Origin of the sequence: Peribacillus tepidiphilus, from assembly GCF_009466385.1 — a bacterium.
GTDB lineage: Bacteria > Bacillota > Bacilli > Bacillales > DSM-1321 > Bacillus_BN > Bacillus_BN tepidiphilus.
Map to the genome: position 1 here is coordinate 1 of NZ_WIAQ01000029.1, position 15,884 is coordinate 15,884.

The following is a 15,884-nucleotide window of genomic DNA, read 5'->3' on the forward strand; positions in this document are numbered from 1 at the left end:
GTGTGTCCTTTATTAATGGATTTGGACGGGTTACCACCTGACTTATCCATTATAAAGGACTTTTTCTTTGCACAAAATAAAATAAGTGAAGATTGTGAGTCTTTTTAATATTAAAATTAAATTAATGCAACACTAGTGATAATAAGTATCTCTTGTATTTCCATATGTAGTATAGTTTTTCTTTAAAATCCTGCAAATTGTCCTTTTATTTAAATCCACCTTGCACCACTCATAAATACTTTGGGTAGTAATCTTTCGATCAGGAAATAGCATCTTAAATTCCTCTACATTCCGCAAAATTGCTAGTTCAATCTTTTCATGTCCTCCACACTTTCCACAAACAAAGTCATTATTTTTCCTAGAAATTAGGAAAGACTTACAAGTTTTGCAATAAATTCCCTTTTGTAGCTGGTCATAATTATATTGAGGCAATACTGTAAATGGATTTTTAGTTTGATGTAATGAAATTAACTTTTGCGCCAGTTTTTTGTGTCCATCATTTAACTTATACGAAGAATTATTTAAATCTCTTAAAAAACGATTAACTTGTGTTGGTAAAATTATAGGTTGGTCCAGTGGAGCTTGATATAAGGTGAATTCAGGGTTAATAAAGATAATGGAGGCTTCAACTAGGTAATTTTGCTTGAGGTTTTGGAGGAGTTGGCGGAATAAAGTCGCACTTCTTTTTAACTGGTCTAGCGGATTCTTATACTCGCGACCGGTTGTAACAGCATACAGTTTGTCCGATTCTAAGTAGAAATCACCTTGAAAATTTTTTATATCCAAAAGGTGAATAACTCCTTGTGATAGAATCAAAGTATCAATTTGAAAATAGGAGCTGTTTACTTCAAGCAGCAAGTCATTTATGATATATTTTTCTCCTTTTAGACTTTCTGCCAGCAGATCAAATTTAATCTCCCCTTCATAGCCTTTTTCAAGGTTTAAATAGTGGATTTTTTCCTTTTCAGATAATTCCATTCGTGTGTTTAAACTTCGTATAGACCTTAATTCATCCGACTCAGATCGACCTTTAAGTAACATAAGCCACTTCCTTTCTTAATCTCTAAACTTATTTTATAAAAAATTATCAAGATTCCAATCAAGGAATATGAATATTCTTTTAACATTTGAATAAGACTTTGACATAATACCAAAAGGTGTTATGTTATAAAAAAAGAAATCAAATTATTTTTTTTAAAAGAAGGAGAATTAGCTTGGAAACATTACAGGATATAAAGCAAACTGTCATTTTTGACGCACCTATTCATAAAGTATGGAACGCAGTATCAACTTCTGAAGGAATTGCATCCTGGTTCATGCCAAATGATTTTGAGTCTAAAGTAGGGCACGAATTTCATTTACAATCCCCTTTCGGTCCATCTCCTTGCAAGGTATTAGAAATTGATGAACCAAACCGGCTCTCCTTTTCATGGGATACAGAGGGTTGGATAGTTTCGTTTATTTTAAGAGAATTGGGTGACAAGACGGAGTTTACTTTTATTCATAGTGGTTGGAAAAACCCTGATACGATTCTTCCAAAAGCAAACGAGAAGAGTTCGGTTATTCGCGGTAGAATGGAAAATGGTTGGGTAGACCTTGTGAATGAACGACTTCGAAAGGTTGTTGAAGGATAAGTACCTGCAGTTAAGCATGGTGTATTTTTAAAGCTAATGATGACCCAACGAGTTGAGAGGTTCTACGATTGCTTTCTTATAACGAATTACCTATTTCGGAAATAACATCTCCTATTCCCATAAATTGTAGAGCCATTGTAAAGCATCATTATAACCGATCAGAAGCAAAATTATTAGTGGACAAAAAGTAGATAGAGAAAAACTTTATCGGTTACATCCAAAAGCCTTAACAGATCAATCTGAAAGAAATTGTATAGCAATTAATGAGTAAGAAAAATATGAAAAATAAGGAGTTCATTCATAATGAAAAAAGTTACACCATTCCTAATGTTCCAAGGGAACGCGGAAGAAGCTATGAATTATTACACGTCTTTGATTGAGGATTCAGAAATAACCAGTTTAACTCGTTATGAAGCAAATGAAGCAGGTGAAGAAGGAAGTGTTAAGAAAGCTACTTTTTCATTAAAGGGTCAGGAATTTATGTGTATCGATAGTAATGTTAAGCATGAATTTACATTTACACCTTCGTTTTCCTTGTTTATTACATGCGATACGGAAGAAGAAATTAACCGACTTTATGAAAATTTATCTGAAGGTGGAAAAGTTCTAATGCCGTTAGATGATTATTCCTTTAGTAAAAAATTTGGTTGGGTTGTCGATCAGTTTGGCGTTTCATGGCAACTGAATCTCCCCAGCTAAATGATAATGGAGAGAAGGGGGTGTCCGATAAGTCGAATTTTATTGGCTTTTGGATTCCCCTTTTTATGTTTCAAGAATATTGATATATCACCATTCTTGACTTTCAATTTTTAATGAAGTTACCCTTTTCGGAAAGCCCCATATAATTGATTTCCCCCTGTTCATTGATTATAAGCATTTAAAGGAGAAGTTACTTGTTTTATTAAAGGGTGCTTTCCTCTAATAAAGATGGCGTCTTTTTTAATGTACATATGTAGCAGGAATATTGCAGAAAAAATTCCATTTTGAATTCTGATTATTGGGAAGTAGTGTATCAATAGCAACACCTCAAAAGGATTTCCAGCTACTTATGAAATTAAGTTATAATAGAAGAAACTACCTATAATTTATTAAAAAAATTTTCTATTCCATTGATTTTGCATGAGGAGGACACAATGAAAAAACACATTCATGTCGTTGGAGCAGTAATCATTGAAAACGGTAAAATTTTATGTGCGCAAAGAGGTCCCGATAAAGCATTGCCTCTTAAGTGGGAATTTCCAGGTGGAAAAATAGAAGAAGGAGAATTACCTCAAGAAGCATTACGGCGTGAAATTAATGAAGAAATGCAATGTAAAGTAGAAATTGGTGAACAAATCGATTACACAGTTTACGAATATGATTTTGGTATTGTTCATTTGACAACTTTTTATTGTAAGCTTATTGAAGGAACCCCTGTTTTAACAGAGCATGTTTCAATCAGATGGTTATCACCACACGAGCTTCCATCATTAGATTGGGCACCCGCAGATATTCCTGCCATTGAAAAATTATCAAAAATCCTTTATTAATTACATAGAAAATACAACAAGCTACTCACACACGTGATTAGCTTTTTTATTTTGATAATCTAATTGCACTTTTCTTTCTGTGAGTATTAAAATGGTTATATATAATTGGATATAAATGGTGATCATGTGCTGAATTTAGTTGAGAATTTAAAAGAGTCTTTATATAAGGGATTTATTGATCAATCTCATAGTAAATCTGCAAGCTACAAGCCTAAGCTGTTAGTCAATAATTCGAAGAAAAATGAAAACGTATTAACATCTTTACTGGAAGAACTTGAAAATTGTAAGGATTTTATTTTTTCGGTGGCTTTTATTACGGAAAGTGGCCTTGCTACTCTAAAATCTCATTTTCTTGACCTTAAACGAAAAGGGATTAAAGGTCGTATTCTTACATCTACATTTTTGAATTTTAATCAACCTAAAGTATTTAGAGAATTGTTGAAAATTAAAAATGTAGAAGTGCGATTAACAGATGTACAAGGTTTCCATGCGAAGGGGTATATATTTAACCACGAAACTCATTATTCTTTAATTGTGGGGAGCTCTAATTTAACTGCACATGCGTTAAAAGTGAATTATGAGTGGAATGTAAAATTAACCTCCCATGAAAACGGAGAAATCATCCATCATTTTAAAAATCAATTTGAAGATGTTTGGGAAGAGTCTCAAAGCTTGACTGAAGAATGGATCGAGCAATTTGAAAAGTCATACACTCAGGTTATTAACGATAGAGAAATAGATAGATTGATAGAATTACCAGCCCAGTATAATACTAATTCCATTGAAGATGCTTTGAGTATTTTACCAAATAAAATGCAACAAGCAGCATTGCATGAAATTCAAGCGGTTCGAGCTGCTGGGAAAGATAAAGGTTTAATTATTTCTGCAACAGGAACTGGTAAAACATATCTTTCAGCATTTGATGTGAGACGATTTGCGCCTAAAAGAATGCTCTTTATTGTTCATAGAGAGCAAATATTAAATAAAGCAAAATCAGATTATAAAAAGGTGCTTGGTGGTCTTGAAAAGGACTTTGGGATATTGTCGGGTTCTAGTAAACAAACAGATGCGAAGTATTTATTTGCTACAATTCAGACTATCTCAAAAGAGGAAAACTTATCTCAATTCGATCCTGAAACGTTTGATTATATATTAATAGATGAAGTTCATAAAGCAGGTGCCAAATCTTATCATAAAGTACTAAATTATTTCAAACCAAAATTTTTGATGGGAATGACTGCTACGCCTGAGCGTACAGATGATTTTAATATTTACGAACTGTTTGATTACAATATTGCTTATGAAATTCGTTTACAAGAAGCACTTGAAGAAGATATGCTTTGTCCTTTTCACTACTTTGGAGTAACGGACTTTGAATATGATGGTGAGACAATTGATGATACTACTGTTTTGTCTAAGTTAGTTACTGAAGAGCGTGTAAATCATATCATTGAAAAAATGGATTACTATGGTTTTTCTGGAGACAAGGTAAAGGGGTTAATTTTCTGCAGTCGAAAAGAAGAAGCGAAAGAGCTATCTCTTGTATTGAACAAGAAAGGTTTCCGCACAGTTGCATTAACTGGTGATGATTCTCAAGAAGAAAGAGAACGCCGAGTAAACCAATTAGAAAACGGGCTACTTGATTACATTTTAACGGTGGATATTTTTAATGAGGGAATTGATATCCCAAACATTAATCAAGTTGTTATGTTAAGGCAAACTCAATCTAGCATTATTTTTATTCAGCAGCTTGGACGAGGACTCCGTAAACATGAATCAAAAGAATTCGTAACGATCATTGATTTTATCGGCATTTATAAAAACAACTATTTAATTCCGATTGCTCTTTCAGGAGACAGATCGCTAAACAAAGACAATATCCGTCGCCATACGAAAGATACAAGCTATATTAAGGGAGTCTCAACTATTAACTTTGAAGAAATAGCCAAAAAGCAAATCTTTAAATCACTTAATAATAGTAATTTAACATCACTTAAAATCTTAAAAGAAGCTTATGTCGAGTTGAAAAATAGAATTGGTAGAGTCCCATATTTATATGACTTTGTATTGAATCATTCTATTGATCCTGTTGTCATAGTGGATTCATATTCAAACTATCATCAATTTTTATTAAAAATGAAAGAAGAAATTCCTATCCTAACAGAATATGAAAATAAAGTTTTGACAATGCTCTCATTAGAAGTATTGAACGGAAAACGTAAACATGAAATCATTTTGCTGGATTTATTACTACATCAAGAAAAAGTTGAATACAAGAAGTTTCTCAATGCCTTAATCAACTCTGATTGTGTCATAGATGAAGCTACAATTGCTTCCGTTCAACGTATTTTTGATTTGTCCTTTTTTACACAAAGCTATCAAAAGAAGTACGGACAAATGCCAATCGTTAGCTTGCATGAAGATCAACATTATCGGTTTAATGAATCGATTCGTAAAAGTATGAATCATAATACATACTTCAGAAAATTGCTCACCGACATTGTTCAAAGTGCTAAGGAAAAGAACAAACACTATGAATGTAATCAAAAACTTACGTTGTATAAAAAATATTCTAGGAAAGATGCTTGTAAACTATTGAATTGGAACAGTGACGAAAGCTCAACCATATATGGCTATAAAACAAAACACCATACTTGCCCAATCTTTATTACGTATCATAAAAATGATGATGTTGAATCCAGCGTGAATTATGGTGATGAATTTCTTAGTCAAGAAGTTCTTAAATGGTATACAAGAAGTAATAGAACATTGCAATCAGAAGAAGTTCAAAAAATTATTGAGGCAGAAGAAAATAACATTGACATTCATATTTTTGTAAAAAAAGATGACGATGAAGGAACCGACTTTTACTATTTAGGGAAAGCAAGCCCAGATAAAAATAGCGTTCGACAAGAAAAAATGATCGATAAAAATGGAAAAGAACTTCCAGTTGTCCAAATGAACATGGTTATGGAACAATCCATTAAAAATACACTTTATCACTATATAAAGAATGATTGAAGGGACAGGAGCTCCCGAATGTCAATAGATTTTGTCAGAAGATTTCCTCAGAAGATTTCCAGATAAGAAGAGTCGAAATACGGCTCTTCTTTTTCAATGTTTCGGGTGTCAGGCACCGCACGTGGACAAATGTCTTTCTGTGGTGACTGACACCATTTTCGGGGGAGAATAGCTGAACTTCGATCATTGCTATATCGTTTTTTGTTGGACAAGGGAATGAATCGTCTTTTTTATTCATAATATTCTAAAAATAACAAATATTTATTGTGCAATGTAGTTAATAGATGATAAAGGGGGATGAAAAGTGAGCCAATGAAAAGACCGATCAATGCGTTTTTTTAATGTACTGGTAATTACTACAATGATTGAGTGCTTTGATTTAAAACGGAGGAGGAATGAAGATTGACCATTACAATTGGGAAAATATTTGATTTAACAGTAGCGAGATTTCCGAATAAAGAAGCGTTATACGATGTAAGGAAAAACCTTCGATATACGTATAAAGAATGGAGCACTCAGGTAAATAAGCTGGCCAATGCTCTTTTAAATGAAGGAGTAAGAAAGGGAGACCGTGTATCCACTTACCTTTTTAATACGGAGGAGCTGGCAACTGCTTTTTTCGCATGTGCCAAAATAGGGGCAATTTTTAATCCTATTAACTTTCGATTGATGTCAGAGGAAGTAGCATACATTTTACAGGATGCTAAACCGAAGGTCGTTTTATTTGAACAAATGCTCGAATCGAACATCACAGCAATTGCCAATCGTTTTACTCATACATCCTACTGGTTTATTGATGAAGAAGTGCCGGCATACGCAGAATGCTACAAGAATAGAGTTGCTACTTCTCCAAAAACAGAAATAGAAGCAGACATTCATGAAAATGATATTTATGCGATCATGTACACAAGTGGTACGACAGGAAAGCCAAAGGGTGTTGTTCACCGTCACAGGGATATGGTTGAGCAGAGTTTAATTGTAATTGGTGCAACAAAGCTCCATGCCAATGACAACGGGTTAGTAACAGCCCCGATGTTTCATTGTGCTGAACTCCATTGTGCTTTTCTTCCTCGTGTCCATATTGGAGCGAAAAATACAATCCTACACCATTTTGAGCCAAAAGAAGTTCTCCGGCTAATTACGGAAGAAAAAATCACTAAATTTTTTGCAGCACCTACGATGTGGAATATGCTCCTACAGGAAGATTTGAAGAGCTATAACCTAGATAGTTTGAAGATGGGACTATACGGAGCAGCTCCAATGGCACCTGCCCTTGTGTATGCCTGCCACGACAAATTAGGTATTTCACTTGTTCAAGCATATGGAATGACAGAAATGGGGCCGGCCATTACTTTCTTATCAGAAGACGACCAGATTAGGAAAGCAGGGTCTGCCGGCCAAGCGTGTTTAAACCATGAAATTCGAATCGTGCGTCCTAAGGAAGACGGTCCTTCTGATCCAGATGATACCGTACCAACAGGAGAAACAGGTGAAATTCTTGTAAAAGGCCCATGTTTGATGAGCGGTTATTTTAATCAGGCAGAAGCAACAGAGAAAGCGATGTATAAAGGCTGGTACCATTCAGGAGACATCGGCTATCTCGATGATGAGGGCTATCTATGGGTAAAAGACAGAGTGGATGACATGATTATCAGTGGCGGTGAGAACATTTATCCACGTGAAGTAGAGGATGTATTATATACACATAGCGGAGTCTTAGATGTGGCAGTAATCGGACAGCCAGATGACCGCTGGGGAGAGCTGGTAACGGCGTTTGTCGTGAAAAAGGATGCATCCTTAACAGAGAAAGAGCTTGATGAACTTTGTAAAAACAGTGAAGAGCTAGCCAATTATAAAAGACCGAGAAGATATATATTCTGTGACGTATTACCTCGAAATGCAAGCGGAAAAATTCAAAAGTTTGTGCTTCGAAAACAGCTAGAGGATATCATTACGAAGAGTTAACGATGCCACAGGCACCTAAAAATAGTTATAAGTAGGAAAATGACAAAAACCTAATGATTGAAACTTGAAATCGTTTCTTTCATTAGGGTTTGTCATTCGTACGAAAAATTTTTAAGATTTCTTGTTTAATTTTTCTTGAGCCATCCTAATAAGCTCCTTAACCATACTTCCACCTAATCTTCCGCCGACTTTTCCAGCCTGTTGAGATGTAAGTAGACCATTATAGCCTTTTTTCAGAGGTATATTGACCTCTTTAGCCGCTTCAAATTTTGCGTCTTCTGGACTGTTAGTATGGGCAACTCTAGCTTTTAATTCGTCTAAGCCTTTTCGTGCTTCAGGAACAAGGATCTTATTTCGATTTTTTCTTGCCATCTTTATCCCTCCTTTATAGTAGGATTACCCCAGATAGAGGGAAAATAGCATTCATTTTATGAAATACTATGCATTAATGCATGAATAGATCTATTGATCTAATTTAATATAAAAATATTATGTAAACAAAGAGAGTAGTTTTTATTTTATTAGGGTAGATAGGATCATTTACTATCAAAAAAGTTGTTCGGAAGCCCCCATAAGATTTTATATCAATAAGGCCCATAGGATGTCCTTCAAAGCTGAGCATCCTAAGAATAAGAGAGAACAAATTAAACTAGAATTATTTGAAAAAAATTATTGTCTATCTATCATAAGCCTGAACCAAGCTAGACAAGCAGCATAGTATATCCATGAAGGAAAGCAATTTCAATCTGCATGTTCCTAAAGACATCTACAAAGGATATTTGGATTTGTATAATTAAGCAGATTGAAAAGGTAAATCCATAGAAAAAAGAAAGCTGGTGTAAACATGATTAACTGGAAAGTACGCTTTAAAAATCCAACGTTTATTTTTACGTCATTTATTCCTGGGATATTATTTCTTGCTCAAATGATTGCAGCATTTATCAATACCTATATTCAGCCAATTGGATTTACAATTACCGATGACGCGTTGCAGGGATTGTTAGGTATTGTTAACTTTATCGCTCTTACCTTCTTCGGAATTGGTAGCGTGATTGACCCTACTACTAAAGGAATACAGGACAGTGTGCGTGCAAAACAATACAATAAACCTTTGTAAGTAACCTTATAAAATTAGTTTTGAACTTTCTTCCATAGTTTAAAATTTAATAATAAGAAAAATTCCCACGATTCATTGTTAATCGCGGGAATTTTTTTAATGTACCCAATCTTCATATGAATACAAGTACCTAACCCAAGGGAAAGAGAAGGGTAGCACTATAATATTCTGTATAATAAATTGAATTTTTTATGGTTTTAACACATCGTGATCCACATAGCGTGCACCGTTCAACTCACTGATTATGTTGATCGCCACTTTTGCACCGTCACCCGCTGTAATAATGGTATGTACGCTTACGCCTGCACAAGTTCCAGCTGCCCAAATACCTTCAATATTCGTTCTACCTGATGGATCAACATCAATGACGGTTTTAATACGTGGTTCTGAGCCATCTTTTGTTTTCACTCCTATTTTTTCTGCTAACTCAACTGAAGGGCCTGTAGCTAAAAGAATATACTTTGCTTCGTACTGATCGTTTTCAGTTTCTAAGCGGAAGCCTTCACTTAGTTTTTCAATATGGATAGCTTCTGATTGGATGATTTCAGCTCCAAATTTCTTCGCCTGTTCTTTTCCGATGTCTACAAGTTCGGGACCCGTAATCTCCATTATTCCATAATGGTTCTCAATCCATGCACGCTTTGTCATACTCTTATCTTGATCAATAACTAGTGTTTTTTTACCGGCCTTTGCAGCAAAAAGAGCAGCACTTGCACCCGCTGGACCAGCACCTACGATAATTAGATCATACATAGAATATTACTCCTCCAAAAAAATTTTTAACATTTCAAATTTTAGCAAACAAAAAGAAATATGTCTTGAAATATGCTTGTGGCTTTTCATTGAACCAACAATCTTCTTAATTAGAGAGCTAACATGAAGGCTATAGCGCTTGACGCCAGTTGACCTTGTTATGTAGGACTCCAGTATAAAGATAGGCTAGGTCTTGAAGTCCGCTTTGCAGGTCTTAGTTCAGAACAGGAAGCGGCTCTTGGTCTTCGAACTAAATCTAGAACCATTTTTGAAAGAGGCACTAGCAGGGGTCTTTGGTGTATTGCTACGAGAGGAGGAATCCTTTTGAGTGCTGTCGTGATGGTTGTTGGAGAAGGATGGCTGGCACATAAGATGAGTGAAGAACTGTCTACCCAATACAAGGTCGTTCGTCGCACCGATTTCGAGGCAGGAGTACCTGAAGCGACTGAATTGGTTCTTGTGTTGCACGATGGCTGGAATCCCTCTGTTCATAAAAAGGCGGAAGAGGTATTACGACCAAGGGGCATCCCTTGGCTGCGAGGATTTGTATCATTTGGTGTGGGCGTGCTCGGACCATGCGTTCGTCCAGATACACAAGGGTGCTCCCAATGTGCTGACATGCGACGCCTTATGGCAGGAAGAGACCGTAAAGATATGTGGGAGATCCAACAAATGCTAGCCTTACGAGGAGAAATATCTAGTGATGCTTGGGCATCGTGCACAGGACTTTTGCAGATGACTTACTTGATCGGGGCTGAGGTACAGAGGGTGCTGAAAGGCAGTTTTGCCCACTCGGAGGGGAGAGTATTTTTAATAAACCTGAAAACACTGAAGAGTTCATGGCATTCCTTTATTCCTGACTCATTGTGTCCTGTTTGTGGCCAATTAGCCGACGATTCGGCGGAAATGGCTCAAATTTCTCTGCACCCAAGTCCGAAGATTGGTTCAGATCATTTTCGCTGCCGTTCAATGGATGACTTGGGTAAGGTTCTAGTTCAAGAGTATCTAGATTACCAGACTGGATTCTTGAATGGTAAAATGTATGATTTCGTTCCGCCATTCGCTGATGTAATCGTAAACCTCCCATTGTTCACGGGGGATGAGGGAACAGCAGGTCGTACTCATTCATATGCAAAAAGTGAGTTGACTGCCATTTTGGAAGGATTAGAAAGATCCTGCGGTCTGGCAGCCCGTGGCAAACGAACCGTGGTCTATGATAGTTTCCGAAACTTGGAAGATCAAGCTCTCAATCCTCTCAAAGTAGGGGTACATTCGATGGAACAGTATGCACGGCCTAATTTTCCATTTAAACCGTTTCATCCCGACCGCCCAATGAATTGGGTATGGGGCTATTCGTTTTTAGAGGAGCGCCCGGTTCTTGTTCCAGAGCTGCTTGCCTATTACAGCTTGGGCTGCGGCCAGGGATATGTCTATGAAACGTCCAACGGCTGTGCGTTAGGTGGAAGTTTGGAGGAGGCCATATTCTACGGTATTTTAGAAGTGGTGGAGCGTGATTCATTCCTAATGACTTGGTACGCTCAGTTGACTCTTCCTCGTCTTGATCCTTATTCGGCGAAAGACCAGGAATTGGAGTTGATGATCGACCGAGTAAGGGCAGTGGCAGGATATGATCTGCACTTTTTTAATTCGACCATGGAGCACGGAATTCCAAGCGTTTTTGCGTTGGCAAAGAACAGGAAGCAAAAGGGATTAAATATTATCTGTGCGGCCGGAGCTCATCTGGACCCGGTACGGGCTGTGAAAAGCGCAGTTCACGAGTTGGCTGGCATGATGTTAACGCTTGACGAAAAATTGGAGACAAACCGTGAGGAATATAGGCGAATGTTGCATGATTCTTCCTTAGTACAGAAGATGGATGATCATGGTATGCTGTACGGTTTGCCGGAAGCGGAAGAGCGACTGCAGTTTTTGCTGGACGATCATCGTCCGTGGCGAACGTTTGAAGATGAAATCAAGTGGAAAAAGAGGCATACTGACCTGACCGATGATCTACAGGACATTCTTCAAGTGTTTCGCAAATTGGACCTCGATGTGATTGTAGTGGATCAGACGTCATTGGAAATCTCTAGAAATGGACTGTATTGCGTGAAAGTACTGATTCCAGGGATGCTGCCAATGACATTTGGACATCATCTAACCCGCGTAACAGGGCTGGAGAGGGTGTTGAGGGTACCGATGGAACTAGGCTATGCAAAACAACCGTTGACCCTTGAAAAGCTCAATCCACATCCGCATCCGTTTCCATAAGCGGTGACTAGGAGGTAGAAAGATGAGTCTAGATGAGTTTCTGAACAATCTACATGTTGACAAGGGCATGGCAAGCCCATCAGATTGGGAAGTAAATTGGGAAGATGGCCCGCTTCCGTATAAACTCTACAGAGGTTTGCCTGTGATCCCTTTTTCTCTGGAAGTACCGCTGACCCTTGAAGGGCAGGGAGCAATCCTAAAGCGTGACCTTAGCACAATCGGCCATTTTCTTTGGTATGTATTCGGCCTTACTCAAATTAGCGAGTCAGTTTTTCCCTTCAATTCCACAGAACAAGCGGTTGACCTAATACACTCTTTTCGAAGGTTTGTTCCTTCCGGTGGAGCATTGTATCCCAATGAATTGTACGTGTATCTGAAGTTGGAGAATTCGCCTGCTGGGGTGTACCACTATGATGCAGCACATCACCAATTAGTGATGTTGCGAGAAGGCAATTTCGATTCATATATAACCAGAGCTCTTGGTAATCGATGTGACGTATCCACTTGTTTTGGGACGGTTTTTGTATCGACCATGTTTTGGAAAAATTTTTTTAAATACCATAACTTTGCCTACCGTCTACAAGGGTTGGATACCGGTGTGGTGATTGGACAGCTACTAGAAGTTTCGAAACAATTTGGCTTCGCAGCAGGGGTGTACTTTCAATTTCTTGATCGGGCAATCAACCATCTGCTTGGGCTATCCGAACAGGAGGAAAGCGTGTATGCGGTTATCCCTCTATCGGAGAATACGACAGACTTGTTTACTAATGGGTGTGATATTGAAGAGATTAGCACTGCCACTGAATTATGCCAAGAGTTGACAGCAATTCAGACTAATCACTACGTCCGATCACGGAGGATTATCGAGTATCCGATGATAACTAAAATGAATGAAGCATCCATGCTGGAATCAACGCAATCGTTATGGAAGATGAAAGCAAAGGAAAGTATAAATTTTGAGGGGCAAGCTGTAACTCTACCTCACGTTAAGCGGCTGTCTTATGATCTGGCATCGATCTGCCGAAAGAGATTTTCACCAGACATGGATTTCGTTTTGGGAAAGATAAGTCAAATGCAGCTGGCCACTCTGCTTCAGGAGGCGACGGCTTCCTTCTCTTATCTAAATGATATAGATGAAGCACAAGAAAAGCATGCCTCCCGAGTCTCACTCTATGGCTGCTTATATAATGTTGAAGATATTCCAAATGGGGCTTATTTTTATAATAGTACTGCTCATGAACTACGAGCGGTATATCTGGGCGATCATCGACTCCGGTTACAATACGGACTGTCTGGGGATAATGTGAATTTGCTTCAAGTGCCGCTCTGCCTACATGTAGGAGGGGACATGGATCACTTCAAAACCCAATTGGGATATAGAGGATATCGCATCCAACAAATGGAAGCTGGTATGCTCGTACAGCGATTATTGTTAGTAGCGTCAGCAATTGGGATGGGGGGACACCCGCTTCTTGGGTATAATACGAACTTGTGTGATGAAATTTACAAGATGGAATCACAAGGAAAAACGAGCCTCATTAAGATCCCGATCGGCCACTATCGAAATCGTCCTTGGTTGAGGGGAAGCTTGCATAGCTAAGTTCCAGCATCGGGTGTCTGGCACCGCTCGTGGGCAAATGTCTTTTTGCGGTGTCTGACACCATTCGTGGACAAATGTCTTTCTGTGGTGACTGACACCTTTTTTTAAGTTAATAGAGTCAGCCCCTCATTACATGAAAGTAGTGAGGGGCTGACTCTTTTTCCTTAAATGAAACCTATTTTATGAATTTCTCACGAATCAATAGTTATAGTCTATGCACTAGATTAACCATTAAACCTCTTGTGGTAAGGATAGGCCGAGGCCTTCTGCGACACGTTTGCCATATTCAGGGTCTGCTTTGTAGAAGTGTTGGATTTGACGCAGTTTAATTTCTTCTAATGTTACAGGCTTCATGGCGTCAACGATATTTTGCACGAGTCGTGCACGTTCTTCTTCACTTAATAGGCGGTATAAATCGCCTGCTTGAGTATAGTGGTCATTATGATCATAGGCTACGCTGTCGGCTACGCCAGATACAGAAAAAGCTACTGGTTTGTTTTCAGGTGATTCTTTCGGTCCGCCAAAGCTGTTCGGTTCGTAATATACAGAGCCGCCGCCGTTCCGATCAAATCGCATTTGTCCATCGCGCTGGTAATTATTCACTTCTGCTTTTGGCCGATTGATTGGAAGAGCATTATGGTTGGCTCCAACACGGTAACGATGAGCATCTGAGTATGCAAAAAGACGTCCTTGCAGCATTTTGTCCGGAGACGCTTCGATACCAGGTACAAATGCTCCAGGTGAGAATGTTGCTTGTTCAACTTCAGCAAAGTAGTTTTCTGGATTTTTATTTAATACCATTCGACCAACTTCGATTAGTGGATAGTCTTTCTGAGACCAAACTTTCGTTACATCGAATGGATCAAAGCGATAAGTATTAGCATCTTCTAACGGCATGATTTGTACATAAAGCTTCCAAGCAGGGAAATCACCGTTTTCTATAGCATTAAATAAATCCTCAGTATGGTAATCAGGATTTTCTCCAGCAAGTTTGGCAGCAAGATTTACATCAAGGTTTTTAATGCCTTGTTCTGTTTTGAAATGATATTTAACCCAAACGCCTTCACCTTGCTCATTTACCCACTTGAACGTATGACTACCGTAGCCATTCATGTGGCGAAATGTTGCAGGAATTCCTCGGTCAGACATTAATATCGTTACTTGATGTAAAGATTCAGGTGATAGAGACCAGAAATCCCATACAGCTGTTGGATTTTTCAAGTGAGTTTTTGGATCTCTCTTTTGTGTATGGATAAAATCAGGGAATTTAATCGCATCACGAATAAAGAATACAGGAGTGTTGTTTCCAACTAGGTCATAGTTTCCTTGTTCTGTGTAGAATTTTACGGCAAATCCACGGGGATCACGTACAGTGTCGGCAGAACCAAGCTCACCAGCTACTGTCGAAAAACGAACAAAAACTGGAGTACGTTTTCCTACTTTAGATAAGAAATTTGCCTTTGTAAAATTAGTTAAATCATTTGTTACTTCAAAATATCCGTGTGCTCCTGCACCCTTAGCATGAACTACACGCTCAGGAACACGTTCTCTGTTGAAATGCGCTAATTTCTCTAGAAGGTGGACATCTTGAATTAAGGTTGGACCACGATGACCAGCCGTCATGGAATTTTGGTTGTCGCCAACTGGGGCTCCCCAGCTAGTGGTAAGCTTGTTGTTCGTCATATACCGAATCACCTCATGAAAATTTTTCTAAATCATTTTATTTAAATGATATCACTTGTAAATAAAAAATCAATATTTTTTTATAATAATTATAATTAAATAGATAATTTAAAAAATTTATATTGCTCATATTGTGGAATCTTGATCCGAAAGATCTCAATGAAGTAGGAATTTTTTTATTATTTAAAGCTGTCTATTTATCTATAATTCTTTAAATGAGAATTAGAACCATAATTTTCACGGCAGCACTCCCCGGAGTTTGATAATTTTTGTCGAGAATTTACTAGATAAGAAAGAGTCAAAGTTATGGCCGT

Annotated in this window: 12 protein-coding genes; 8 read left to right on the forward strand and 4 right to left on the reverse strand. The window is 37.8% G+C overall.

Translation table 11 applies throughout. The features are described from left to right. Positions 1–132 precede the first annotated feature (132 nt). A complete protein-coding gene (locus GD441_RS14010) occupies positions 133–1,041 on the reverse strand; it encodes a nuclease-related domain-containing protein (RefSeq protein WP_153127055.1) in 909 nt (302 codons plus the stop codon). A 167-nt stretch (positions 1,042–1,208) separates the two neighbouring features. Here GD441_RS14010 and GD441_RS14015 point away from each other — a divergent pair, with 167 nt between their 5' ends. The 5 genes from GD441_RS14015 to GD441_RS14035 all read left to right on the forward strand — a co-directional run bounded on the left by GD441_RS14015 (position 1,209) and on the right by GD441_RS14035 (position 8,149). Further along, on the forward strand, positions 1,209–1,634 hold the full coding sequence (locus GD441_RS14015; protein WP_225434247.1) for an SRPBCC family protein: 426 nt from the start codon (positions 1,209–1,211) through the stop codon (positions 1,632–1,634). A 303-nt stretch (positions 1,635–1,937) separates the two neighbouring features. Then, positions 1,938–2,333, forward strand: a complete 396-nt coding sequence (locus GD441_RS14020) for a VOC family protein (protein ID WP_153127057.1) — start codon at positions 1,938–1,940, stop codon at positions 2,331–2,333. Positions 2,334–2,767: 434 nt separating this feature from the next. Beyond that, entirely contained in the window at positions 2,768–3,163 is a 396-nt protein-coding gene (locus GD441_RS14025; RefSeq protein WP_153127058.1) for a (deoxy)nucleoside triphosphate pyrophosphohydrolase, read from the forward strand. A gap of 126 nt (positions 3,164–3,289) precedes the next feature. After that, positions 3,290–6,184, forward strand: coding sequence for a DEAD/DEAH box helicase (locus GD441_RS14030; RefSeq protein ID WP_153127059.1), 2,895 nt, complete (start codon positions 3,290–3,292; stop codon positions 6,182–6,184). 402 nt (positions 6,185–6,586) lie between these two features. Then, the gene (locus tag GD441_RS14035) at positions 6,587–8,149 is read left to right on the forward strand and encodes a fatty acid--CoA ligase (RefSeq protein ID WP_153127060.1); all 1,563 of its coding nucleotides are present in this window, start codon (positions 6,587–6,589) and stop codon (positions 8,147–8,149) included. Between the two features lie 111 nt (positions 8,150–8,260). Here the strand turns inward: GD441_RS14035 and GD441_RS14040 are convergent, their stop codons facing one another. After that, positions 8,261–8,521: an alpha/beta-type small acid-soluble spore protein gene (locus tag GD441_RS14040; RefSeq protein ID WP_153127061.1), complete on the reverse strand. Its 261-nt coding sequence runs from the start codon at positions 8,519–8,521 to the stop codon at positions 8,261–8,263. A 472-nt stretch (positions 8,522–8,993) separates the two neighbouring features. On the opposite strand from GD441_RS14040, the gene GD441_RS14045 reads away from it, so the two are divergent. Beyond that, positions 8,994–9,266, forward strand: coding sequence for a phage holin (locus tag GD441_RS14045; protein ID WP_153127062.1), 273 nt, complete (start codon positions 8,994–8,996; stop codon positions 9,264–9,266). 189 nt (positions 9,267–9,455) lie between these two features. Here GD441_RS14045 and GD441_RS14050 read toward each other — a convergent pair whose 3' ends face one another. Then, positions 9,456–10,019 (reverse strand): FAD-dependent oxidoreductase, encoded by a 564-nt coding sequence (locus GD441_RS14050; protein WP_153127063.1) that lies wholly within the window; start codon positions 10,017–10,019, stop codon positions 9,456–9,458. Between the two features lie 324 nt (positions 10,020–10,343). On the opposite strand from GD441_RS14050, the gene GD441_RS14055 reads away from it, so the two are divergent. Both GD441_RS14055 and GD441_RS14060 read left to right on the forward strand, forming a co-directional pair. After that, positions 10,344–12,287 (forward strand): TOMM precursor leader peptide-binding protein, encoded by a 1,944-nt coding sequence (locus GD441_RS14055; protein WP_153127064.1) that lies wholly within the window; start codon positions 10,344–10,346, stop codon positions 12,285–12,287. A gap of 22 nt (positions 12,288–12,309) precedes the next feature. Beyond that, complete coding sequence (locus GD441_RS14060) at positions 12,310–13,887, forward strand: SagB family peptide dehydrogenase (RefSeq protein WP_153127065.1); 1,578 nt, start codon at positions 12,310–12,312, stop codon at positions 13,885–13,887. Between the two features lie 231 nt (positions 13,888–14,118). Here the strand turns inward: GD441_RS14060 and katA are convergent, their stop codons facing one another. Beyond that, positions 14,119–15,570 carry a catalase KatA gene (katA, locus tag GD441_RS14065; RefSeq protein ID WP_153127066.1) on the reverse strand — a complete coding sequence of 484 codons (1,452 nt, stop codon included), beginning with the start codon at positions 15,568–15,570 and terminating at the stop codon, positions 14,119–14,121. Positions 15,571–15,884 lie beyond the last annotated feature (314 nt).